Below are 22,302 nucleotides of genomic sequence, written 5' to 3'. Positions count from 1 at the left end.
AAACAAGACACAAGTGTAAATGAGAAATAATTGCGAATAAACAAGCTACAGCGTCGAGCCATGCTAAATCTCGGGAAAGCGAGTAATGGTCAGCCCGTTGGCAATGGCACTTTCCTCCAGCTTCGCACGCTCTGTGTCCAACAAGGCATAGGCGGCTTGCAGCGTGGTGATCTTCGCTTGAATTTCGGCCATCTTGCTAGTCACCAAGGCCGCACCTTGCGCGCAATCGATCGTATTACCCCGCTTGGCCGCAAGGATGTCGCCGATCTCGGCGAGTGAAAAACCGCCGCTCTGGGCACTCTGGATAAAGGCCAGGTCAACCACGGTCTGGTCGCTGTAGCTGCGGTAGTTGTTGGCTTGGCGATGGGCCACGATCAGCCCGAGTTGCTCGTAATAGCGCAATGTATGGCGGCCAACTCCACTCCTGCGCTCCAACTCTCCAACATTCACAGTAAAAATTCCTTGACTGTAGAGTACGCTCGACACTTTAGCCTGCGCCCATCATCCAGACAAGGATTCAGATATGAGCGTGGAATGCTTCGTCACAGGCGGCAGTGGGTTTGTGGGTCAACATCTATTGGCCCGTCTTACTGCGACAGGGCACAAGACCTGGGTGCTCATGCGCAACCCTGAAAACATCGAGCGCCTCAAAGAGCAGGTAGGCCGACTGGGAGGTAACCCTGCATATATCCATGCAGTCGAAGGAGATATCAGCCGGGAAGAACTTGGACTCAGCGAAGCAGACAAGCAATGCGTGTCTTCGGCCGCTGTATTCTTCCACCTCGCGGCGCAGTTTACCTGGGGCCTGACAATGGAGCAGGCCCGCGCAGTCAATGTACAAGGGGCGCTGAGAGTCGCCAGGCTCGCGGCGAGCCAGGATATCCGCTTGCTGATGGTGGGCGGTTACATGGTGCAGAATCTTGCCCACCTGGCGAGCATCGGGGTTGATAACGAGTGCCCTGAGAACACCGATTGGCCCGAAGTCTACGGCCGCGTAGGTGGCTACGAAGGCAGCAAGCTGGAGTCCCATTTCGCAGTCATCCGTTACATGCAGGAGGTAGGTGCGGATTACACGATCGTTCATCCTGCTACGGTGTGTGGCCACAGCGAGAGCGGGCACATCCCTGAAGGGCAGCCTCTGGCCGACCTCATTCGCAATCTGGCACTGGGCCGGTTCAAGGCTATCCCTGGTTCCGCCAGGCACTGGTTGCCCTTGGTCAGCGTCGATTACCTGGTAAAGATGATGACCTGCGTGGCATTCGACCCTTCGATGGCCAACCGGCAAGTACTGGCGCTCTACGAGAACACCCCGAACCTGCAGGGAATGCTCGGGCAGTTGGCAACAACGCTGGATATCAAGGCACCCCGGCACCATGTACCCATAGGGCTGCTCAAGTGGCTACTGGCGATTCCCGGGCTGGCCACCCGACTCTCGATCAGCGCCGAGTCATTGAACTTCATCCAGACGCAGCGCTTTGACATGAGTGACAGCCAGCAACTGGAACGAAAGTATCAACTGGCACATCCCGATATGGTGCGAACCCTGGAAAAGACCGTGCGCCACGTCCAAGGTTACTTGCCCAATCGTCATGTTCAAACTTCTGAAAACCCTGCCGGAAGATAAGAGACGAGATTTTCCAGAGCGCGTAATTCTGTCGGACATTCCAGCAATTTAGCTGTTATATTATTGCACGTGAACCAGATAGTTACTTCCTGACCTTCCAGTTAGTCAAAGCGTGTCGACGCTCAACTTGGTCTTTAAGGGAAAAAGGCGTGTGAATTGACGTGAAGCGTGACATCCACCTCGTTGTGCTACTGCTATCGGTCATCGGTTGCTCACTCGCCTCGTTGACGCTGTGGAAGGTCATGGCTTCGCGAGAGCGCGCCCTGGAAGACGTCAATGTCCATGGCCTGAACCTGACCCAGGCATTGTCCACCTATTCGGAAGGTATCGTCCGGCAGAGTTCGATGCTGCTGCTCGGCCTTGTCGAGCGCCTGGAAACCGAAGGCGCCGGGCCTGCACAGATCGAACGCCTGAGTCAGCTGGTCAAGCGTCAGCAACCGTTGATGCCGCCGATGAGCGGCATCACGATCTACGCCAGGGATGGACGCTGGCTGATGTCGTCCAACCGTCCGATGCCCGATGGGGCCAACAGCAGCGACCGGGCCTTTTTCATACATCACCGTGACGACCCATCCCGCGACCCCTTCATCGGGCTGCCAATCCGTAGCCGCGTCAACCAGGAATGGGTGATCACCATCAGCCGGCGATTCAACGATGACCACGGCGAGTTTGCCGGCGTCGTTGCCATGACGCTTGGCGTGGAGAACTTCCTGCAGCTTTTCGGCAAACTGGATGTCGGCCATGAGGGGGCCATCGGGCTGGCCTATACCGACGGTTCCATGCTGGTGCGCTACCCGTTTCGGGAACAGGACATGGGGCGCAACTTCTCCAAGTCGCCCATCTTCACCAAGTATCTCGTCGACCAGTCAGCGGGCACTGCATCGTTTACCTCCAGCCTGGACGGCGTGGAGCGCCTCTATGCGTTTCGCAAGAGCGACAAGCTACCCCTGGTGACAACGGTCGCGCTGGGCAAGCAGGAAGCACTCTCGGCCTGGCGGCTCGAGGCGCTGCTGTCGTCGCTGGTGGTCGCTGCGCTGCTGGCATTGATCGGAGCCATTGGCTGGCTGCTGATCCGTGCCATGAGCCGGCGAAGCGCAGTCGAAAACGAACTTCGACTGACCCAACAGCAGTTGCTGGACAGTAACCAACGGCTCGAAAGCCTGGCGATGCACGATGCGCTGACGGGGCTCGCCAACCGGCGCTGCTTTGACGAGGCACTGACCCAGGAAGTGCGCACGGCCCATCGAAACGGCACCACGCTGGCCTTGCTGATGATCGACATCGACCATTTCAAACGCTACAACGACACCTATGGGCACCCGGCTGGCGATGCCTGTCTGCAGCAGATCGCTTCCCTGCTCTCTTCCTGCATCCGTCGCCCTCGCGACCTGCTGGCACGCTACGGGGGTGAGGAAATGGCGGTGATCCTGCCCGATACCGACAACGACGGAGCAGCCGTCGTTGCCAGGCTGATGCTCGAGCGCCTGGCCTTGCAGGCCATCCCTCACCAAGGCAGCCCTTTCGGGCATGTGACCGCCAGTATCGGCATCGCCTGCGCCGATGGAACGGTCCTCGACAACCCGCCATCGCTGATTGAACGCGCCGATCAGGCGCTCTATATCGCCAAGCAGGCGGGCCGCAACCGCCTGCATGTCGACCGGGCAAAGGCATAAAGCCAATGACAAGGAATGTACAAATGCAATCTCATTTCGGCAAAGGCGTACTCTTTGCACTCTGCGCCGCTGCACTGAATGCAACGATCGGTGTACTCAGCAAAGTGTTGATGAACAGTGGGTTCAGCTCCAGCAGCATCGCCCTGATAAAAACAGTCCTCGGCTGCCTGTTGCTGTCAGCATTGCTCCTGTTTCTAAAGCGGCCCCTGCGTACGGCCAAGTGGTTCCATGCCGCCGTTTGCGCATTTCTCGGCATTTTTGTGTTGTTCCACTTTGAAACCTCGGCTTATAGCCATTACGCCGCAGCAGGCGTCGTGGTGATCCTGATGGCAAGCGCGTCCATTTCTTCGATATTGCTGGGACGGATAGTCCTGAAGGACCCGATCACCGCCAACGCGACGGTAGGCGCCGGTTTGACCATAGCTGGCATTGCCGTGATTTTTGGCGCCGACCTGGAACAAGGCTTTACGCTGCAAGGTGCAGTACTCGCTTCGATCGGAGGCTGCGGTTATGGCGCATTTTCGGTTGCCATGAAGCACATGGGCGTTTCCGGGGGGCTGCATTTCACTCGGCAACTCTTGTTTTTCGGCAGCCTCTACCTGCTGATGCCGGCTGCAACCGATGGGTTCATCATTGGTGAACTGTCGCTGGGAGCGGTCCTGGCATTGCTGGCGCTGGCTGCGTTGCCGACTATCCTCGGCTTCTTCTGTACCACCAGGGCCATCGAGTACCTGAAACCCTCGCAAGTCCAGGCGCTGGAGCTGACCGAGCCGCTGTTTGCCGCACTGCTGGCGTTCGTGGTGCTCAATGAAGTACCGCGGGACACGTTGTACCTGGGGGCCGGGCTGATTCTCTTCGGCCTGTGCTTCTCCAATGAGCTGATCCGACTGGGCAAGAAAGCGCCACAGCCGTCCAAAGCATGAAACGCATGCGAGCAAGCACCTCGAGGCATGCATGCTCGCATGGCCGCATTACCAGATCGCAATATCGTAGGTCAGGTAGATCCGGTTGCTGTCGCGCCCTCGGGAAAAGTCAGAGCGGTAGACGTAGTTGCGAAGCTTCACACCCAGACCTTTCACAGGCCCGGATTGCACCACGTAGGCAAGCTCCACGTCACGCTCCCACTCGCTCAGCCCGGCATCAGCCGAGCGACCGTTGTCACCGCTCAGGTAGCGCGCCATGAAGGTCAGCCCGGGGATACCGGCCGCTGCAAAGTTGTAGGCATAGCTCGCCATCCAGGTTTTCTCTTCCTCCTCGATGAACTTGCCGATGCCAACGTTGCTGAACGAGTAGACCGTCGCGCCGCTGATGTATGGCAACCCAGCCTCGCCGTCGAGAATCTGGTAACCGGCGCCGAAGGTGTGCCCGGAATGAGCGTAGGACAGCTGCCCACTGAACATGTCGTTATCGATCTGACCACCATGAGCGGCCCCGCTGTCGCGGCTCTTGAAATAGCGCAAGTCGGTGGTCAACACACCGCCGGCCAACGGCAGGTCGTGGACCAGGCCTAAGTAGTCCTGACGATAGAAGTGTTCGAGCTGGCCGTGGAAATAGCTCAAGCGCAGTTGCTTGCTGGCGGCATAGTCGGCCCCGGCAAAACTGAAATCGCCAGACTCGCTGCCACTGTAACCATCCAGGAACAGGCCGGTGCTGTCGGAGGAGTCCCGCTGCTTGAAGCGGTCCAGGTGGCCGGCTGTCAGGGTCAGGCCATCGACATCGGTACTGGTCAGTTGCGTGCCCTGGTAGGTCTGCGGCAATAAACGCGCATCGTTGTAGACCAGCACCGGTGTCTTCGGCAGCAAGGTGCCATGCTTGACCACGGTCTGCCCCAGTCGCGCCTTGGCCGTCACCCCGGCACTGGCGAACTCGTCCGCGGCACGGCCATCGTCATGCACCGGCAGCAAGCCGGTACCGCTGCGTCCGCGGCCCGAGTCGAGCCTTACGCCTACAAGCCCCAGGGCATCCAGCCCCAGACCCAGCGGGCCTTGAGTGAACCCTGACTGGTAGTCGAGCAGGAAACCCTGTGCCCATTCCACCCGCTCGCTCTTTGCATTTGCAGCAGCGCGGGCGCTCATGCCTTGTTCGTCGCGGAAGTTTTCGTTGAAGTAAACGTTGCGCAGCTGCAGCTTGAGCTTGCCGTCGTCGATGAATCCGGCAGCGCCGGCCACAGGCAGCCAGCCGCAGAGCAGGCCACAGGTGGCCCCACGGAAAACAGTTCGGGACATGTTCGATACTCTGTTGTTGTTCTTGGATGAGGTGGGCGCCAGCAGCGCCCGAGGCAGGTCAGACGAAGAAGGACAACGCACCCGTGAGCAAGGCCAGTGCGGTGATCACCAGTGACGTCAGCACCGCCCATTTCACGGTCGCCTTCTGGAAGTCGCCGATGTCGCGATCAACCATGCCCACCAGCAGCAAGGTCGAGGCCACCAGAGGGCTCATCAGGTGCACCGGCTGCCCCAGCACCGAGGCGCGGGCGATTTCAACCGGGTCGATGCCGTAGGCGGCCGCGGCGTTGGCAAGGATCGGCACCACGCCAAAGTAGTAAGCGTCGTTGGACAGTACGAAGGTCAGTGGCATGCTGGTCAGCGCCACCACCAGCGGGAACCAGTGGCTCCACGCCTCCGGGATCCAGTCGACCAGCGTCTGCGCCAGCGCATCGACCATCTTGGTACCGGAGAAGATCCCGGCGAAGATGCCTGCGGCGAATACCAGCAGTACCACGGTCATGGCGTTGCCCGAATGGGCGAGGATGCGCTCTTTCTGCAGGTCCAGCTGCGGGTAGTTGATCATCAGCGCCAGCACGAAACCGATCATGAACAACAATGCGGAGTGCATGACGCCCATCACCAGCGCCACCATGACGGCAATCACCAACACCAGGTTCACGTACGCCAGGCGTGGGCGCTTATGCGGGTTGTCGCCGAGGATTTCCTTGATGTAGCAGTTGCCGCCACCCGACTCCAGGGCGATGTTGCCGATGCGGCGGCGCTCGGCACGGCCCAGCAGGTAGGCGGTGAATACCACCCAGGCGGCACCGCCGATCACGGTCGGCAGCATCGGGATGAAATACTCGGTGGCATCCAGCCCAAGCGCGGCGATGGCCCGGGTGGCCGGCCCACCCCAAGGGCTCATGCCACTCATGATGCTCAACGACAGCATGGACACCGTGGCCAGGATCATCGGGTTCATGCCAATGCGCTTGTACAGCGGCAGCATGGCCGCGCAGGTAATCATATAGGTAGTGGTGCCGTCACCGTCGAGTGCCACCAGCAGCGACAGCAGCGCCGTACCGATGGCGATCTTGACTGGGTCGCCATTGACGCGCTTGAGGATCTTGCGGATCAGCGGGTCGAACAGGCCGGCATCGATCATCAGGCCGAAGAACAGGATGGCGAACAGCAACAAGGCCGCCGAGGGCGCCACCATTTTCAGGCCATCGAGCATCATCTTGCCCAGTTCGGGGGCGAAGCCGCCGATCACTGCGAAGACGATGGGTACCACAGTGAGCGCAACGATTGGCGACAAGCGTTTGCTCATGATCAGGTAGGTGAAGGTCACCACCATGATCAGGCCCAGGAGTGCGAGCATGGTCTTTTCTCTTGTTTTTATTCTATTGCGGCCATCGGCAAGGCAGACGGCCCCCTACCCCACTCGGCATCGCTGGGATGCTGAGTGGGATTCTAAGTCAACAATGGGTGTGGAAGAGGCTTTTCAGCCGTGATGACGAGGCTCGGCAGACCAGTCGGCCTGCGCACTATCCGCCTTGTCCGGTACAGCCGGAATGCCGTTCAGGCGGCGCAGCAAGGTTTCCCGTTCACAGGCATTCTCCGACAGCGAGATCACCACGGTGGCCACGGCGTTGCTGGCCAGGCTGGTCAGGGCACGCGCCTCGGACATGAAGCGATCGATGCCGATCAGCAAGGCAAGCCCTGCCAACGGGATGTCGTGAATGACAGTCAAGGTCGAGGCCAGCGCAACGAAGCCACTACCGGTCACACCCGCTGCGCCTTTTGACGACAACAGCATGATCGCCAGCATCGTCACCGTCTGACCCAGGCTCAGGTCGATGTTGCAGGCTTGAGCGATGAAGACCGCCGCCAACGACAGGTAGATGGCAGTACCGTCGAGGTTAAAGGAGTAACCGGTTGGCAGCACCAACCCGACCACACCTTTCTTGCAGCCCAGTTTCTCCAGTTTTTCCAGCATGCGTGGCAGCACGGGCTCGGTGGACGAGGTGCCGAGCACCACCAGAAATTCCTCGCGGAAGTAGCGCAGCAGCTTCCACAGGCTGAAGCCGTGGGCACGGCAGATACCACCGAGCACCACCAGGACGAAAAACGCACAGGCGATGTAGAGCGTACCGACCAGCTTGGCCAATGCTCCCAGGGACGTCACGCCGTACTGCCCGACGGTGAAGGCCAAGGCACCGAAGGCACCGACCGGGGCGAAGCGCATCAGGTAGCCGAAGATGCGAAACACCATGGTCGAGGCAGACTCCAGCACATCGAGTACCGGCTTGCCCTTCTCGCCCATCGACGACAGGGCAAAACCGCTGAGCACCGCGATGAACAGCACCGGCAATACTTCACCCTTGTTGAACGCCCCGATGAACGTGTCGGGAATGATATGCATGAAGAAGTCGACCACGCTCAGCTTCGCCGCAGACGCGGCGTACTGGCCGAGCCCCTCGGTGCTTAGCGTGGCCGGGTCGATGTTCATGCCGACACCAGGTCGGAACAGGTACACCGCTGCCAGGCCGATCATCAGGCTGATGACGGTCAATACCAGAAACAGCAGCAAGGTCTTGCTCATCAAACGCCCCAGGGAGCGCTTGTCGGTCATTCCGGCAATGCCGGTGACGATGGTGCAGAAGACCACCGGCGCAATCATCATCTTGATCAGCTTGATGAAAGCATCACCCAGCGGCTTGAGCGCAACGGCCTGTTGCGCCCAGAAGTGACCGACCACCACGCCCAGCAGGACGGCGCAGAGGATCTGGAAGTACAGCGATTTGGCGAGTCTCATGAGGCATCACCCATTGTTGAAATTGTGCGGATGCGCTTGTTGCGAATGTACAGGTCTGGACTAACGCCTGGGCCTACCCCGCCAACCTGCGGAATGTAGGGGCATAAACGAAGCCAGAGAACAGCCGCCGTGCAGTTCGCACCACCGAGGCCTGGATCGTCTTGCCATCGGCACCGCTGCGTGACAGCGCGACATCGATACCACCGCCGGGATGTTCCAGGCGCACCTCGGTCAGTTGCTCGGCGCCCTCACCCAGTAAATCGCCGATTACCGTACCTGGGCTGACGCAGGCAGTCGCCAACCCTATCGCTCCGGTGATGGCCAGGGCGCGGTGGCAGTTGTGCGGCATGAAGTAGCGAACCTGCAATGTGCCGTCATAGCGGGGCTTGGACACCAGCACAGGCTTGGGGATGACCATACCGCTGACATCGCCCAGGCCCATGGCCTTGCCGGCCTTCAGGCGCAATGCCTCGAGGCGCTCGAGCAATCCGCCGTTGGCATCGAGTTCGGCCGGGGTTTCCGAGCCGGTGACGCCCATCTGGCTGGCCTCCACTACCATCATCGGCATGGCCATGTCGATGCAGGTAACCGTTACACCGTCGATCACATCCTTGGCCTTGCCAGTCGGGAACAGCTTGCCGGTCTTGCTGCCGACCGCATCGAGGAAGGTCAGGTGCACCGGGGCGGCAGTGCCCGGTACGCCATCGATCGCCGTGCGGCCTTCGTAGCGCACGATGCCGCCGGGGGTTTCCACCAGCGAATTGACGAAAGTGCCGGTGTTGAGGTTGCGGATACGCACCAGCGTCTTGCCGTCCTGGCCTTTTACAAGACCTTGCTCGATGGCGAACGGGCCAACGGCGCACAGCATGTTGCCGCAATTGGGTGCGGTATCGACCCGGCGCTGGGCGACCATGACTTGCACGAACAGGTAGTCGACGTCAGCGTCGGCATGCAGCGAAGGGCTGACAATCGCAACCTTGCTGGTCTGCGGGCTACCGCCACCGATGCCGTCGATTTCCAGTTCATGCCCGGACCCCATCAGGTTGATCAGCAATTCGTCGCGTTCGACCACATTGGCAGGAAGGTCCCATGCATGGAAAAACGGGCCCTTGGAGGTGCCACCGCGCATGAGTACGCAAGGAATTCGTTGCATGATTTCGCACTCTTGTTGATCAATGGACATCATTGATGCTGTGGACAAAAGATTGACAGGGATGGATAAATCAATCCAATGCAAATATCGTAGCTATTGTTCCGATTCAAGCATCAATACCGAACCAGGACCGAAGAGCGATCCGAGATGGAATATGAGCTGCAAGACATACGATCTTTCGTGAAAATCGCCGAACTCGGTAGTTTCCACGAGGCTGCAGAAGCGTTGCACCTGTCGCAACCCGCCCTGAGCCGGCGGATTAAAAAGCTCGAGGAAGGGTTGGGCACTTCGCTGCTGGAACGCACTACCCGTCGCGTCAGCCTTACCAGCGTCGGGCGTGACTTCCTGCCCAAGGCCAGGCGCCTGCTGGATGACTTCGAAGACTCGATCCTGAGCATTCGCGAACTCGCAGAACGCCAGACCGGGCAGGTCACCCTCGCCTGCATCCCGACCGCGGCGTTCTATTTCCTGCCGTCGGTGATCCGCGACTACAACGAGCAATACCCGAAGATCCGCATCCGCCTGCTGGACCTCAGCGCCAACGACGGGCTCGAAGCCGTGCTGCGGGGTGAGGCCGATTTCGGCATCAACATGATGAGCGGCCAGCACCCGGACATCGAGTTCGTCTCCCTGGTACAGGAGCACTTCGTGCTGGCCTGTCGCAGGGACCACAAGCTGGCGAACCGTGACGCCGTCACCTGGACAGAACTGGCCGACTACCGCCTGATCGGCGTAGGCCGGTTGAGCGGCAACCGGATGTTGCTGGACCATGCGCTGTCCGGGCTCAACCTGCGGCCCAAATGGTTTTATGAGGTTCAGCACCTGTCCACCTCGCTGGGCATGGTCGAAGCCGGGCTGGGCGTGTCGGCCATGCCCAGCCTGGCCATGCCCAACGCCGACCACCCGACGTTGGTCAGCGTGCCGCTGATCGAACCCCAGGTCACCCGCACCCTGGGGCTGGTCTATCGCAGAGGGGCGTCGCTGTCGCCAGCAGCGGAGAAGTTCGTGTCGATCCTGCTGGACAAGTGGCCCAACCGGTAAGCGAAACACCTTGCATCTCGCGCGTTGCGGCACAGAGGAAAAACCGGCTGCGTGCATGGTTCACTCCCCTCCCAGACCCAGCTCGTTGGGCCGGCGTTTCTCGATCGCGAACTTCAGCAGTGCCGCGCTGCGGAACAGGCCATGGGCAAACTTGCCATAGGGCAGCGTGATGAACAGCGCCATCACGGTGCCCAGATGGATCGCCAGCAGGATCGCCATCGCTGCGGTATCACGCAGGCCCAGCAACGCAAGGCCTGTGGCGCTGACCAGCAGCAGAAGCAGGATGAACGCCCGATCCATGGGCCGCTGGGCAACATCGCCCTGCTCCGGCGCCCTGCGCAGGTTCAGCGCCAACAGCCCGGCCGGCCCGACGATCAAGCCAATTCCGCCCAGGGTGCCGAGCAACACCGGTGCGCTAAACAGCGGGTACGGCGCCTGCTGGCCCAGCAGGTAGTGATACCCGGTGGCGACCACCGTGGCGGCAAAGCACAGCATGAAGCCGTAGAAGGTGAAGTGATGGAAGCGACGGCGCCAGAGCGTGTAGCGATCATCGGCATTGTTGCAACCTTGGCCATGCCCACCGTCCAGGTACTTCAGGCTCAACACCGCGCTCGATGCCTCGAACAGCGCCCCTTTGGCGGGTTGCGCCAGCGTCTCGGCAGGCGAGACCGAGCGCCAGAAGCGACGTACTGCCACCGCCAAGGCCAGAGCTGCAGCGGCAAACACGCTACCGAACATCAACGCGAGGGTGTTGTGCGGGAAAACCGCATAGAAATTACCCGCCAATCGCCCCGGCAGCAGCGTGCCGTTGACGAACAAGGTCAGCAGCAGGAACAGCGACAAGGCTACAGCCAATGCGGTGGCGACATAGGTGCCGTTGTGCCTGTACAGCCGCCCGAAGACGGCCGGCCAGGCGTACTCGGCGTAGGTCTGCCCGCGTACCTTGGCCATCGCCTGGGGCACGTTGACGGCGAATTCGTGGGGCTGTGCGTACTGACAGGCATGCAGGCAGGCGCCGCAGTTGTGGCACAGGTTGGCCAGGTAATGGATATCGGCCTTGCCGAACTCCAGCCTGCGGGTCATTGCCGGGAAAACTGCGCAGAAGCCTTCGCAGTAACGACAGGCGTTGCATATCCGCATTTGCCGGTCCACTTCCCGCTCCTCGACGTTCAACACCGGGATCAGTTCGAGGGCCGACCCGGCGGCATCAGGCTGGCGTGGTTCAGGCAGTTGCGCAGTCATGACGATTCTCTTTTTCTGGATGTTGGTAACCCGCCGCTGCAGCGGCGCTGGTCCCGGCGATACGGCCGAAAGCGGTACCGATGGACATGCCGACACCCGCGGTGTAGCCCTTGCCCAGTACATTGCCCGCCATCATCTCGCCAGCAACGAACAGGTTCGGGCTGGGACGCCCGTCGAAATGCACGGCGGCGGTTTCGTCGGTGCGCAGCCCCAGGTAGGTGAAAGTCACGCCAGGGCGCAGCGGGTAGCCGTAGTAGGGAGGCGTATCGATCGGGCGCGCCCAGTGGCTTTTCACCGGATCCAGGCCAACGGTGTGACAGTCGTCCAGCCGGGTGTGGTCGAACGTGCCCACCTGGCAGGCTCGGTTGTAGGCATGCACGGTTTCGAGGAACGCCTGTACAGGCAAACCGAGCAGGCCGGCCAACGCCTCCAGGCTATCGGCGGTGGCGCCCGGGAAAACCGGTGGCATGAAGCGCCCGAGGGCCTTCCGGTCGATGATCGAGAACCCCACCTGCCCGGGTTGATGCGCCACCAGGCGCCCCCAGATGGCATAGCGCTTGGGCCAGAAATCCTCGCCCTCATCGTAGAAGCGCTGGCCGTCGCGGTTGACTACCACGCCCAGCGACACACAATCGATGCGCGTGCAGATGCCGCCATCGTAAAGCGGTGCGCGGGCATCGATCGCCACCATGTGCGCCTGGGTCGGGTCGCCAATCGTGTCGGCGCCCTGTTCGGTCATGCGGCGCAACAGCACACCGTCATTGAAACGCGTGCCACGGACAAGAAAGTTGTCCGAAGGCCACTCCCCTCGCTCGTTCTGCCCCCACGCCTCGCGCAACCATTGGCGGTTGGACTCGAAACCACCGGCGGCAAGCACACAGGTACGCGCCTCGATGCGCTCGGCTGGCAGGTGTCGCCCCTGAACTTCACGTGCCGGCACATGGGCCGCGACGAAGCGCCCGTCCTGTAGCTCGATGTCGGCTACCGGTGTGTCGTAGCGTATCTGTACGCCAAGGTTTTCGGCGCTGCGAAAGTAGGCATTGACCAGCGCCTTGCCGCCGCCCATGAAGAAGGCATTGGTCCGTGCGGTGTGCAGCGCACCCGACAATGAAGGCTGGAAATACACGCCATGGCGGCGCATCCACCCACGGCAGCGGGAGGATGCGCGAATCACCAGGCGTGCGAGCTTTTCATTGGTCTGGCCACCGGTGACCTTCAGCAGGTCCTGCCAGAACTCTTCTTCCGGGTACGCCTCGAGCAGTACGTCCTGGGGGCCATCATGCATGCACCGCAGGTTACGCGTGTGTTGTGAGTTGCCACCACGCCAGGCGCGGGGTGCGGCCTCGAGCAGCAGCACGCTGGCTCCGGCCTCTCGCGCCATCAGCGCGGCACAGAGGGCGGCATTGCCCCCTCCGATGACTAGCACATCGATCATTTCGCCTCCAGATCACGAAGAGCCGAATGTTCGGTGGCTCCTCGTGATCACGGACTTTAATGAGAGCCCGGAGGGTGCGAAACGCGATCGTCGGGGGGAGGCATTCAGTTTTTCTAAAGGGCTGGGGTGAACCCAGAGTCTGGGTCAAAGCAGCCGGGCCCCAGGCCATCGGCCCTGTTCCACCAGATCCCGAGCGACCTCCTGCAGTACGATCCGTGTCGCCAACGCGGCCGGCGAGAGCTCGTCATCGGTCAGGCTGACAATCACGTTGCGACGCTGCGCCTGAGCTTCATCGATGGCAAACACGCGCAGGCCCGCCTGATGCGCCCGGGCCACTGTCGCGCCGGGCTGGATGGTGGCGGCATGGCCCGCACACACGCAGTCCATCAACAATGACAAACCATCCACTTCCATGACGATGCTGGCCTCCAGCCCTGCCCGCTCGAAAATCGAGCGCAACGTCGTGCGCAGGCCATGTTGCGTGCTGGGCATCACCAAGGGGAGCGTCGCGATCTGCTGCAACGTGAGCGACTCGCCCCACTCTGCCTTGACCAGCGGGGCGGGAACCAGCACGAAAAGCCGCTCCGTCAGAAGCGTCCGGACATCCAGCCGCGGTCCCGTTTCTGCCTGGAACAGCACCGCCAGGTCAAGGTGCCTGGCATTGAGTTGGTTCATCAGATAACCGGACAGCATTTCCACCAGGTGCAGACGGATGTCCGGGTAGCGTTCGCGCATCCTGTCGATCAACGCCAGGCCAAGAATCGATGCAGTGGTCGGTGCCAGCCCCACGCTGGCATAGCCGCTCATGCGGCCACTTTGTGCCGCCAGCACGGCGTGTTCCGCCTGGCGAAGCGCCAGGCGCGCATGGTATTCGAAGGCCAGGCCCGCCGCCGTCGGCGAAACGCCGGTGCTCGAACGTGTCAAAAGCCGGGTACTCACCTCGCTCTCCAGCTTCGACAGTTGTTGGCTCAATGCCGAGGCGCCAACCCCTAGCTCGAGCGCAGCCCTGCCAAGACTGCCGTACTCCAGAACACTGAGGAAATAGCGAAGCTGACGTAACTCCATACAGATCTCTTTCAACGATGGGGCGGGCCTGGAGCATGTTAAACGTATTTGCACAGCCTGGATCGACAGAACGCTACCGTGCCTCATCAAGTTGACGGGGAACCTGTGGGAGCGGCCTTGTAATACATTCGAAAATACGTATATTCAGAAAAACATATATTCTGAATACCCCGCCATAGGCACCCGCTGCCCGCGCCGAGAACGCCCATGACTGACTCGCTGACCCCGACCCAGGTCTTCAAATGCCTCGCCGACGAGAACCGCATTCGGATGATGCTGCTGATCGCTCGCGAGGAAGAGCTGTGCGTCTGTGAACTGATCTGCGCCCTGGAAGAAAGCCAACCCAAGGTTTCCCGCCACCTCGCACAACTGCGCACCTGCGGCCTGCTGGAAGACCGCCGGCAGGGCCAATGGGTTTACTACCGCCTGCACCCAGAGCTGCCCGCCTGGGTACGCGATGTCCTGGTAACAACGCTGCAGGCCAATCGCGAATGGTTGAGCACCAGCGCCAAACGACTGGACACCATGGGTGACCGCCCTCAGCGCGTCGCTGCCTGCTGCTGACCACAGCCGAGAAATACACTTGAGAACGAGACCATGGCAATCAAAGTAGGCATCAATGGGTTTGGCCGTATCGGTCGCCTGGCGCTGCGGGCATCCTGGGGCTGGCCGGAATTCGAATTCGTCCAGATCAATGACCCGGCCGGCGACGCCCAGACCCACGCCCACCTGATCAATTTCGATTCGGTCCACGGCCGCTGGCAGCGTGAAGCCGGGGCAGAAGGCGACTCGGTGGTGATCGAGGGCAAGCGCATCAAGGTCACCGCGAACACGGCGATCGCCGACACCGATTGGTCGGGCTGCGACCTGGTCATCGAGGCCAGCGGCAAGATGAAGTCGGTAGCTGTGCTCCAGGCTTACCTGGACCAGGGTGTCAAACGCGTGGTGGTCTGCGCTCCGGTGAAAGAGCAAGGCGCGCTGAACGTGGTGATGGGCGTCAACCAGCACCTGTTCGACCCGGCGCAACACCGGATCGTCACCGCCGCTTCCTGCACCACCAATTGCCTGGCCCCGGTGGTGAAGGTGATACACGAGAACCTGGGCATCCGCCACGGCTCGATCACCACCATCCACGACCTGACCAATACCCAGAGCATTCTCGATACGCCGCACAAGGACCTGCGCCGCGCCCGTGCCTCGGGGATGAGCCTGATCCCCACCACCACAGGTTCGGCTACCGCAATCGCCGAGATCTTCCCTGAGCTGCGCGGCAAGCTGAATGGCCACGCCGTGCGTGTACCGCTGGCCAACGCCTCGCTGACCGATTGCGTGTTCGAGGTGGCGCGCGAGACCACGGCTGATGAGGTCAATGCGTTGCTGAAGGCGGCTGCCGACGGCCCGTTGAAGGGTATTCTGGGTTACGAAGAGCGACCACTGGTGTCCATCGACTACCGCACCGACCCGCGGTCCTCGATCATCGATGCGCTATCGACCTTGGTGGTCAATGGTACCCAGGTGAAAATCTACGCCTGGTACGACAACGAGTGGGGCTACGCCAACCGTGCAGCGGAACTGGCCCGAATGGTCGGCATGGCGAAGTAACCGGCAATCATGAAGGCGTTGTCAGCCCTGCCCGCACCAGTGCGTCAGTACCTGCTGGTTACCGGCAACTACTGGGCCTTTACCCTCACCGACGGTGCGTTGCGCATGTTGGTGGTACTGCACTTCCATTCGCTGGGCTACTCGCCGCTGCAGATCGCTGCGTTGTTCCTGTTCTACGAAGTGTTCGGCGTGATCACCAACCTGGTGGGTGGCTACCTCGGTGCCCGCCTGGGGCTCAACCGCACCATGAACATCGGCCTGGGCATGCAGGTGCTGGCCTTGCTGATGCTCACGGTGCCGGCAGCCTGGCTGACAGTACCCTGGATGATGACGGCCCAGGCGTTGTCCGGCATCGCCAAGGACCTGAACAAGATGAGCGCCAAGAGCTCCATCAAGCTTCTGGTGCCGGACAGCCAGCAAGGCACCCTGTACAAGTGGGTAGCCATTCTCACCGGTTCGAAAAACGCGCTCAAGGGTGTCGGTTTCTTCCTTGGCGGCGCCCTGCTCGCCCTGCTCGGCTTCACCCTGGCGGTGCTGGCCATGGCAGCGGTGTTGGCATTGATCTGGATCGGCAGCCTGTTGCTGCTGAAGAAGGACCTGGGCAAGGCCAAGGCCAAACCGAAGTTTCGCGACCTGCTGTCCAAGAGCCGAGCCATCAACATCCTCTCGGCCGCTCGGCTGTTTCTCTTTGGCGCCCGTGACGTCTGGTTCGTCGTGGCATTGCCGGTATACCTGAGCACGGCTTTTGGCTGGGACTTCTGGCTGGTCGGCGGTTTCCTGGCTACGTGGATTATCGGCTACGGCATCGTCCAGTCGCTTGCCCCCCGCATCACTGGCAAGAATCGCGGCCATATGCCCGACGGTCGCGCGGCCTTCATCTGGGCGATCGCCCTTGCCGGGCTGCCGGCGCTCATCGCCGTGGGCCTGTCGGCAGGCTGGTCGGCGCAGGTGGTGCTGCTCGGTGGGTTGATGCTGTTCGGTGTGCTGTTCGCGGTGAATTCTTCGCTGCACAGCTACCTGATCGTCAGCTATGCCAAGGAAGACGGGGTATCGCTGGATGTGGGCTTCTATTACATGTCCAACGCGCTAGGGCGGCTGGTCGGTACGCTGCTTTCCGGTTGGGTATTCCAGGCTTATGGGCTGGGAGCCTGCCTGTGGATCTCCACAGCGTTTGTTCTGCTGGCTGCGCTGATTTCTATCGCATTGCCAAAGCATGCTGCAGGGGTGCTTCAGGCTAGCGAAGAGAAAAGGTAAAGGGGTGATCCAGGATAGACACTTGGAGTAAATGGACCGTGCTGGAAGACATGAAAGAACTTCGTGATTCTCTTGCCCGCGAACCAGGCGCGGCAGGCCACAACAACCCTCTACCTCATGGCTGCGCTTTCGCGCATGGAACAAAGCCTTTGTGGGAGCGGCCTTGTGTCGCGAAAGGGCCGCAAAGCGGCCCCAAGCAGGGAAAGAAAACAGCGTAACCGCCTCGGCGGGGTCAGTCGTCGTGGCGGTGTTTGTTGCGCCAGCCGTAGTGATGACCACGGTCGTGGCGGTGACGACGCCAGCCCCGATCATCGTCATCGTCGTCATCATCACGATAACGATGCCCACTCTCGTCATCGTAGTCCCGGCCCATGTGGTTGCCCAAGGCACCGCCCACACCGCCACCGGCTGCCGCGCCGATCATGCTGCCAGTGGTGCCGCCCATCTTGCGACCCACCACGTTGCCGCCAGCTGCACCCAGTGCGCCGCCAATGGCCGCCTCGCCACGGCTGTGTTTGTTGGCGCCCACTGCACTACCGGCTGCACCACCCAGGCCGGCGCCGATTGCCGAGCCGGTGCTGCCGCCGATCGACTGGCCGACTACCGAGCCCAATACTCCACCCAATGCGCCACCTATACCTGCTTCGGTATTGCCGCCTGCCGATGCAGCGCCGCTCAGCAGGCCAAGTGACAACAAGAGAATCGAGGAGTACTTCATATGTGAAAGCCTCAAAGGGATACGGCGGCGATCCTGAGGCTCTGGGCAGGGGCTTACAATGGAAATCCGACGAATGACACGACCTGGAAAAATTCTCCAAGTTACTGTTTTCCCAGTGGAAACTTTAGCGTTTTTCGACGGTCACAGGCTGATTGCGAAAGGCCTTTCCAGCGATGGAAAAGGCCTTTTGAAGTTCTGATCGCGCTGGATACTACCTGCCGCTCCTACACAGCGATAAGTCCTGCCCCGTCAGCCGTGCCTGTCCTTCAGACACACTACCCTTCTGCCCCAAAGCTTGCGTAACCCAAACCACTGGATCAACAAGGTGACAAGTGCGCCGAGCAAAGCCAGGGCCATGTCCTTTTGCGCATCCCAAGGGTCTTGCTGAGTCGCGAGAAAGGCTTGTGCCTGGTCATCGCCCAGGTATTGGCCGCCTATCCACTCCAGCAGTTCGTACAGCGCCGATGTCGCAAGCACCAGCGAAACAGTGCACAACGCCAACCACACGCCTCGCAATAAGGCCTGGCGCTGGAGCAATTCCCTGATCGGCAAGACGAACAGAAGGCCGTAGCTCAGATGCACCAACCGATCGAACTGGTTGCGCTGCCAGCCCATCCAGGCATTCAGAGAGTGGTCGGTAAGCGCACGCAGCCAAGCGTCATAGGGCACCTTGGCATAGGTGAAATGCGCGCCTAGCTCATGGATCGCCAGCATCATCACGATTGCCAGGTAGGCATGCCACGAAAAGCGCCAATAGCGGCTGGTTGCGGCCAAGGTGAGCAGGAGCGCCAGCGGCAGAACGTTTTCGAGCCACCAATCTGCACGGTCAAGCGGCGCAACCCCCGAGGCAAGCACGATCAATGCGGCCGATGCGAGCAAGCCCGCAGCCTGCCTTGGCGTGGCCGACGGGGCAAAGTTTGCTTGCAGCGCTGGATGCTTGGTCATGGCTTTACGCTCGGCTTGAGCACGGTTGAGCCTGGCAGGGCAGCTAAAGTTTCCTTCGGCACTGAAACCTGCCACTGGATGATTCCACCTGAACTTTACCTCCCCCCCTGGCTTCCCCTGCATAGACCAGCCGGTCCCCCCCTCTGCAGGAGATGAACCCATGAGAGCATTGACATACCACGGAACCCAGGACGTCAGGGTCGACAATGTCCCCGACCCGCTCATCCAGGACGAGGACGACATCATCCTCCGGGTCACCGCCACCGCCATCTGCGGCTCCGACCTGCACCTCTACCACGGCAAGATTCCACAGACCGAGCCGGGTGATATCTTCGGCCACGAGTTCATGGGCATCGTCGAGGAAACCGGTCGCGGGGTCACCAATCTGCAGGTCGGTGACCGCGTGGTGATTCCTTTCGTGATCGCCTGCGGCAGCTGCTTCTTCTGCCAACTCGACCAGTTCGCTGCATGCGAAACCACCAACACCGGCCGTGGCGCAATAATCAACAAGAAAGCGATTCCGCCAGGTGCCGCCTTGTTCGGCTACAGCCATCTGTATGGCGGCGTGCCCGGCGGCCAGGCCGATTTCGTGCGGGTGCCCAAGGCCAACGTTGGCCCGTTCAAGGTGCCTACCGCCCTGCCGGACGACAAGGTGCTGTTCCTCTCGGATATCTTGCCCACTGCCTGGCAGGCCGTCACCAATGCCCAGGTCGGTCCAGGCTCGACAGTGGCCATCTATGGCGCCGGGCCGGTCGGCCTGCTGAGCGCAGCCTGCGCACGCATGCTGGGCGCCCAGACGATCTTCATGGTCGACGACAACGACTACCGCCTGGCGTATGCCCGCGACGCCTACGGTGTGGTGCCGATCAACTTCGAGCAGGATGACGACCCGGCTGACAGCATCATCCGCCTTACCCCCGGCATGCGCGGTGTGGATGCTGTCATCGATGCGGTCGGTTTCGAGGCCAAAGGCAGCACCACCGAAACGGTGCTCACCACACTGAAGATCGAGGGCAGCAGCGGCAAGGCTTTGCGCCAGAGCATCGCCGCGGTGCGCCGGGGCGGCGTGGTCAGCGTGCCTGGGGTCTATGCGGGATTTATCCACGCCTTCATGTTTGGCGATGCCTTCGACAAGGGGCTGACGTTCAAGATGGGCCAGACCCACGTGCAGAAGTTCCTTCCGGAACTGCTCGAGCATATCGAGGCCGGACGCCTGGAACCGGAACTCATCGTCACTCACCGCCTTGCCCTGGAAGAAGCGGCCCTGGGCTACAAGTTGTTCGACCAGAAGCAGGACGACTGCCGCAAGGTCATCCTGGTGCCGGGCGCTGCCGCTGGCACCTTGGGCGCTGACCATGCGTTCGGGGGAATCCAGCGCTGATCGATCCGGTAATCGGGTTTACCCGCAAAGCAGGCAACGCGGCTCGGGGCACCGGCTTCGCCGGTGTTCGCGGGCTTGCCCGCTCCCACAGAACTGCACATGACTCATCGAATCAGCAGGGACCCTGCGACAGCAACTGCCTTGCTCAATTTCCAAACGCTGGCGCGATCCCTGTGGGAGCGGCTTCAGCCGCGAACACCGGCGCAGCCGGTGCCATGCACCGCGCTGGATTCTTCGCGGCTAAAGCCGCTCCCACAGGGTCCGCAGACCGCTTGCCAATTCACTTTTCCAAGCGACAGCGCAGCCCAAAGGGCTGGGTAATCTCACAGAACTGCAAATAACGCATTGAATAAGCAGGACCCCTGGGTAGCAACTGCCTTGCTCAATTTCCAAACGCTGGCGCGATCCCTGTGGGAGCGGCTTCAGCCGCGAACACCGGCGCAGCCGGTGCCATGCACCGCGTTGGATTCTTCGCGGCTAAAGCCGCTCCCACAGTGTACGCAGACCGCTTGCCAATTCAGTTCTTCACGCCGGCCCGTTTAACGCTTGTGTCGCGTTTCATCACGAGCTGTTTTCTGCGCAGTGGAATCATGCGACGTGCCAGTGGAGCCATCAGGACGTTGCGCATCATTGTCCCGTTCTTCTTCACCCTGGGTTCCGCTACGAGGTGTCTGCGACTCTTTGCTCATCCCCCCTCCTAACCCTTGCTATGTTCAGGCGAAGACGGCCCGGTACCGCGCTTGATTCCACGCGGCCCAAGCACGCCCCAGATGGCCAGGCCGATAACGGGCAGCGCCAGCAGCAGCAGTGCCCACATCGCCTTGGTCACATCGCTCTTGTCACTGCGGAAAACACTGACGATGGCCCATACATCAAGCAACAGAATGATCGCTGCAACAGCGATCCAGAAATACGTCACTGGCTCGGTCATGACCGCTTCTCCTCTGCATGTTCCGGCAGCAGCGCGTGCTCCGCGCCACCTACCTCCTATCCAGAGGAAGCCAGCAGGTGGGGCAAAGTTCAGGAAGCTTTTCCCGCCATTGATGGGTGGCGCACAAGTAGTGAACCAATCCCGCAGGAAACACGTCCACCTCAAAACAACGCACGAGTGACCGACCATGGCAACCGACCCTGTTATCGAGGCCCTTGAATACCTCAAGGCCCACAAGCTGGTGCTGACCACTGCAGAATCCTGCACGGCCGGTGCCATGGTTGCGCTGCTGGCAGCCGTACCCGGGACCGGCGAGGTACTGGAAAGCGGCTACGTGGTGTACTCGCCAAGTGCCAAGAAACGCCTGCTCGGCGTCAACCCACAGACTATCGAACGCTATGGCCTGACCAGTGAGGCGGTAGCCTGGGAGATGGCGCTCGGCGCATTGAAAGACAGCGACGCCACCGTTGCCATCGCCAGCACGGGCGTCGCCGGGCCGCAGCCACAGGACGCCATCCCCCCGGGCACCGTGTGCTTTGCCTGGGCCTTTGCCGGCGAGCCCTTTGCCGTATTCACGCGCAGCCAGCGTTTTTTTGGCGAGCGCGCGGATGTAATCCGCCAGGGCGCGCTCTACGGGTTGTCGCACCTGGCCCATTACCACCAGCGCTGGCTGCGCGGTGAGCGCGCCTGAGGGGTCAAGACCATGGACGAAGAGGAGCTGGCTTCAAGGCACCACCCCGTCGAGGAAGACATGCGCATGCAGCAGCGGGTCTGGCGTTTCGAACGGCTGGGGTGGTATGCCCTGGTGCTGGTCGTGCTGCTGGCCCTGGCCGGGGTGTTCGGCAATGGTCCGCTCAGTGATGCCCAGGTCATGAGTGAAGACGGCCGCGTGCATGTGGAATATCAGCGCCTCAGCCGCAGCGGCACTACCGACAACCTGCGCATCACGGTGCGCGGCACTGCCGGTGAGCCTGTGATGTTGCTGCTCGGGGGCACCCTGCTACGCGAAGCCAGCATCGAAACGCTGCAGCCAGAGCCGCAAGTATCGCGTTCCCATGGCAGGTCGCTTCTGCTCCAGCTCGGCACCAGCAAAGAGGGTATCGCCACGCTCTACCTGACCCTGCGCAGCGAATACGTCGGCACTCTGGAAGGTGTTGTCAGCGCCGGCCCGGACAGCGCAGTGCATTTCTCGACCTTTCTCTACCCCTAGGAG

21 protein-coding genes are annotated in these 22,302 nt (G+C 61.2%); 10 read left to right on the top strand and 11 right to left on the bottom strand.

The window, feature by feature from the left end; translation table 11 throughout:
• Positions 1-63 precede the first annotated feature (63 nt).
• Positions 64-450, bottom strand: a complete 387-nt coding sequence (locus RIN61_RS22915; RefSeq protein WP_252379307.1) for a MerR family transcriptional regulator — start codon at positions 448-450, stop codon at positions 64-66.
• 73 nt (positions 451-523) lie between these two features.
• Here RIN61_RS22915 and RIN61_RS22910 point away from each other — a divergent pair, with 73 nt between their 5' ends.
• The 3 genes from RIN61_RS22910 (at position 524) to RIN61_RS22900 (ending at position 4,220) form a co-directional block, all read left to right on the top strand.
• Positions 524-1,624, top strand: coding sequence for an SDR family oxidoreductase (locus RIN61_RS22910; protein WP_313854294.1), 1,101 nt, complete (start codon positions 524-526; stop codon positions 1,622-1,624).
• Between the two features lie 161 nt (positions 1,625-1,785).
• Positions 1,786-3,297 carry a GGDEF domain-containing protein gene (locus tag RIN61_RS22905; RefSeq protein ID WP_313854292.1) on the top strand — a complete coding sequence of 504 codons (1,512 nt, stop codon included), beginning with the start codon at positions 1,786-1,788 and terminating at the stop codon, positions 3,295-3,297.
• 23 nt (positions 3,298-3,320) lie between these two features.
• Positions 3,321-4,220, top strand: a complete 900-nt coding sequence (locus RIN61_RS22900) for a DMT family transporter (RefSeq protein WP_215521390.1) — start codon at positions 3,321-3,323, stop codon at positions 4,218-4,220.
• 48 nt (positions 4,221-4,268) lie between these two features.
• On the opposite strand, the gene RIN61_RS22895 is transcribed toward RIN61_RS22900, so the two are convergent.
• The 4 genes from RIN61_RS22895 to RIN61_RS22880 form a co-directional block, all read right to left on the bottom strand.
• A complete protein-coding gene (locus RIN61_RS22895) occupies positions 4,269-5,522 on the bottom strand; it encodes an OprD family porin (RefSeq protein ID WP_215521389.1) in 1,254 nt (417 codons plus the stop codon).
• Positions 5,523-5,580: 58 nt separating this feature from the next.
• Positions 5,581-6,885 carry a CitMHS family transporter gene (locus RIN61_RS22890; protein ID WP_112253831.1) on the bottom strand — a complete coding sequence of 435 codons (1,305 nt, stop codon included), beginning with the start codon at positions 6,883-6,885 and terminating at the stop codon, positions 5,581-5,583.
• Between the two features lie 123 nt (positions 6,886-7,008).
• Complete coding sequence (gene dctA / locus RIN61_RS22885; protein WP_112253832.1) at positions 7,009-8,322, bottom strand: C4-dicarboxylate transporter DctA; 1,314 nt, start codon at positions 8,320-8,322, stop codon at positions 7,009-7,011.
• Between the two features lie 73 nt (positions 8,323-8,395).
• Positions 8,396-9,475 carry a 4-oxalomesaconate tautomerase gene (locus tag RIN61_RS22880; RefSeq protein WP_112253833.1) on the bottom strand — a complete coding sequence of 360 codons (1,080 nt, stop codon included), beginning with the start codon at positions 9,473-9,475 and terminating at the stop codon, positions 8,396-8,398.
• Between the two features lie 147 nt (positions 9,476-9,622).
• Here RIN61_RS22880 and RIN61_RS22875 point away from each other — a divergent pair, with 147 nt between their 5' ends.
• The gene (locus RIN61_RS22875) at positions 9,623-10,516 is read left to right on the top strand and encodes a LysR family transcriptional regulator (RefSeq protein ID WP_085622438.1); all 894 of its coding nucleotides are present in this window, start codon (positions 9,623-9,625) and stop codon (positions 10,514-10,516) included.
• A 60-nt stretch (positions 10,517-10,576) separates the two neighbouring features.
• Here RIN61_RS22875 and tcuB read toward each other — a convergent pair whose 3' ends face one another.
• The 3 genes from tcuB to RIN61_RS22860 form a co-directional block, all read right to left on the bottom strand.
• Entirely contained in the window at positions 10,577-11,758 is a 1,182-nt protein-coding gene (gene tcuB, locus RIN61_RS22870; protein WP_313854281.1) for a tricarballylate utilization 4Fe-4S protein TcuB, read from the bottom strand.
• Positions 11,739-13,193, bottom strand: coding sequence for an FAD-dependent tricarballylate dehydrogenase TcuA (gene tcuA / locus RIN61_RS22865; RefSeq protein WP_313854278.1), 1,455 nt, complete (start codon positions 13,191-13,193; stop codon positions 11,739-11,741). The genes tcuB and tcuA overlap by 20 nt, the downstream gene beginning before the upstream one ends.
• A 144-nt stretch (positions 13,194-13,337) precedes the next feature.
• The gene (locus tag RIN61_RS22860; protein WP_112253836.1) at positions 13,338-14,258 is read right to left on the bottom strand and encodes a LysR family transcriptional regulator; all 921 of its coding nucleotides are present in this window, start codon (positions 14,256-14,258) and stop codon (positions 13,338-13,340) included.
• 207 nt (positions 14,259-14,465) lie between these two features.
• Here RIN61_RS22860 and RIN61_RS22855 point away from each other — a divergent pair, with 207 nt between their 5' ends.
• The 3 genes from RIN61_RS22855 to arsJ are packed head-to-tail and all read left to right on the top strand — an operon-like array spanning position 14,466 to position 17,114.
• Positions 14,466-14,822 (top strand): metalloregulator ArsR/SmtB family transcription factor, encoded by a 357-nt coding sequence (locus tag RIN61_RS22855; RefSeq protein WP_112253837.1) that lies wholly within the window; start codon positions 14,466-14,468, stop codon positions 14,820-14,822.
• Positions 14,823-14,855: 33 nt separating this feature from the next.
• Positions 14,856-15,860, top strand: coding sequence for an ArsJ-associated glyceraldehyde-3-phosphate dehydrogenase (locus tag RIN61_RS22850; RefSeq protein WP_313854275.1), 1,005 nt, complete (start codon positions 14,856-14,858; stop codon positions 15,858-15,860).
• A gap of 9 nt (positions 15,861-15,869) precedes the next feature.
• Entirely contained in the window at positions 15,870-17,114 is a 1,245-nt protein-coding gene (arsJ, locus tag RIN61_RS22845; protein WP_313854273.1) for an organoarsenical effux MFS transporter ArsJ, read from the top strand.
• A gap of 232 nt (positions 17,115-17,346) precedes the next feature.
• Here the strand turns inward: arsJ and RIN61_RS22840 are convergent, their stop codons facing one another.
• Positions 17,347-17,832, bottom strand: coding sequence for a glycine zipper domain-containing protein (locus tag RIN61_RS22840; protein WP_313854270.1), 486 nt, complete (start codon positions 17,830-17,832; stop codon positions 17,347-17,349).
• A 249-nt stretch (positions 17,833-18,081) separates the two neighbouring features.
• Positions 18,082-18,777, bottom strand: a complete 696-nt coding sequence (locus RIN61_RS22835) for a DUF2238 domain-containing protein (protein WP_313854267.1) — start codon at positions 18,775-18,777, stop codon at positions 18,082-18,084.
• Positions 18,778-18,937: 160 nt separating this feature from the next.
• Here RIN61_RS22835 and RIN61_RS22830 point away from each other — a divergent pair, with 160 nt between their 5' ends.
• Positions 18,938-20,158 carry a zinc-dependent alcohol dehydrogenase gene (locus tag RIN61_RS22830; RefSeq protein WP_112253841.1) on the top strand — a complete coding sequence of 407 codons (1,221 nt, stop codon included), beginning with the start codon at positions 18,938-18,940 and terminating at the stop codon, positions 20,156-20,158.
• A 697-nt stretch (positions 20,159-20,855) separates the two neighbouring features.
• On the opposite strand, the gene RIN61_RS22825 is transcribed toward RIN61_RS22830, so the two are convergent.
• Positions 20,856-21,089 carry a PLDc N-terminal domain-containing protein gene (locus tag RIN61_RS22825; RefSeq protein WP_112253842.1) on the bottom strand — a complete coding sequence of 78 codons (234 nt, stop codon included), beginning with the start codon at positions 21,087-21,089 and terminating at the stop codon, positions 20,856-20,858.
• 187 nt (positions 21,090-21,276) lie between these two features.
• Here RIN61_RS22825 and RIN61_RS22820 point away from each other — a divergent pair, with 187 nt between their 5' ends.
• On the top strand, positions 21,277-21,780 hold the full coding sequence (locus RIN61_RS22820; RefSeq protein WP_112253843.1) for a CinA family protein: 504 nt from the start codon (positions 21,277-21,279) through the stop codon (positions 21,778-21,780).
• A 12-nt stretch (positions 21,781-21,792) separates the two neighbouring features.
• Positions 21,793-22,299, top strand: a complete 507-nt coding sequence (locus tag RIN61_RS22815) for a hypothetical protein (protein WP_112253844.1) — start codon at positions 21,793-21,795, stop codon at positions 22,297-22,299.
• The last annotated feature ends 3 nt before the right edge of the window (positions 22,300-22,302 follow it).

The sequence above is a fragment of the Pseudomonas inefficax genome, from assembly GCF_032164165.1.
In the GTDB taxonomy this organism is placed as follows: Bacteria; Pseudomonadota; Gammaproteobacteria; order Pseudomonadales; family Pseudomonadaceae; genus Aquipseudomonas; species Aquipseudomonas inefficax.
Note: the sequence above shows the minus strand (reverse complement) of the source record. Positions and strands in the feature narration are given on the sequence as shown.

Excerpts from the sequence above, each read along its gene's own strand:
- RIN61_RS22850 (WP_313854275.1), top strand. The coding sequence starts at position 14,856 with ATGGCAATCAAAGTAGGCATCAATGGGTTTGGCCGTATCGGTCGCCTG.
- RIN61_RS22820 (WP_112253843.1), top strand. The coding sequence starts at position 21,277 with ATGGCAACCGACCCTGTTATCGAGGCCCTTGAATACCTCAAGGCCCAC.
- RIN61_RS22855 (WP_112253837.1), top strand. The coding sequence starts at position 14,466 with ATGACTGACTCGCTGACCCCGACCCAGGTCTTCAAATGCCTCGCCGAC.
- RIN61_RS22875 (WP_085622438.1), top strand. The coding sequence starts at position 9,623 with ATGGAATATGAGCTGCAAGACATACGATCTTTCGTGAAAATCGCCGAA.
- RIN61_RS22895 (WP_215521389.1), bottom strand. The coding sequence starts at position 5,522 with ATGTCCCGAACTGTTTTCCGTGGGGCCACCTGTGGCCTGCTCTGCGGC.
- RIN61_RS22840 (WP_313854270.1), bottom strand. The coding sequence starts at position 17,832 with ATGAAGTACTCCTCGATTCTCTTGTTGTCACTTGGCCTGCTGAGCGGC.
- RIN61_RS22860 (WP_112253836.1), bottom strand. The coding sequence starts at position 14,258 with ATGGAGTTACGTCAGCTTCGCTATTTCCTCAGTGTTCTGGAGTACGGC.
- RIN61_RS22825 (WP_112253842.1), bottom strand. The coding sequence starts at position 21,089 with ATGACCGAGCCAGTGACGTATTTCTGGATCGCTGTTGCAGCGATCATT.
- RIN61_RS22880 (WP_112253833.1), bottom strand. The coding sequence starts at position 9,475 with ATGCAACGAATTCCTTGCGTACTCATGCGCGGTGGCACCTCCAAGGGC.
- RIN61_RS22890 (WP_112253831.1), bottom strand. The coding sequence starts at position 6,885 with ATGCTCGCACTCCTGGGCCTGATCATGGTGGTGACCTTCACCTACCTG.
- RIN61_RS22900 (WP_215521390.1), top strand. The coding sequence starts at position 3,321 with ATGCAATCTCATTTCGGCAAAGGCGTACTCTTTGCACTCTGCGCCGCT.
- dctA (WP_112253832.1), bottom strand. The coding sequence starts at position 8,322 with ATGAGACTCGCCAAATCGCTGTACTTCCAGATCCTCTGCGCCGTCCTG.
- tcuB (WP_313854281.1), bottom strand. The coding sequence starts at position 11,758 with ATGACTGCGCAACTGCCTGAACCACGCCAGCCTGATGCCGCCGGGTCG.
- RIN61_RS22815 (WP_112253844.1), top strand. The coding sequence starts at position 21,793 with ATGGACGAAGAGGAGCTGGCTTCAAGGCACCACCCCGTCGAGGAAGAC.
- RIN61_RS22835 (WP_313854267.1), bottom strand. The coding sequence starts at position 18,777 with ATGACCAAGCATCCAGCGCTGCAAGCAAACTTTGCCCCGTCGGCCACG.
- RIN61_RS22830 (WP_112253841.1), top strand. The coding sequence starts at position 18,938 with ATGAGAGCATTGACATACCACGGAACCCAGGACGTCAGGGTCGACAAT.
- RIN61_RS22910 (WP_313854294.1), top strand. The coding sequence starts at position 524 with ATGAGCGTGGAATGCTTCGTCACAGGCGGCAGTGGGTTTGTGGGTCAA.
- arsJ (WP_313854273.1), top strand. The coding sequence starts at position 15,870 with ATGAAGGCGTTGTCAGCCCTGCCCGCACCAGTGCGTCAGTACCTGCTG.
- tcuA (WP_313854278.1), bottom strand. The coding sequence starts at position 13,193 with ATGATCGATGTGCTAGTCATCGGAGGGGGCAATGCCGCCCTCTGTGCC.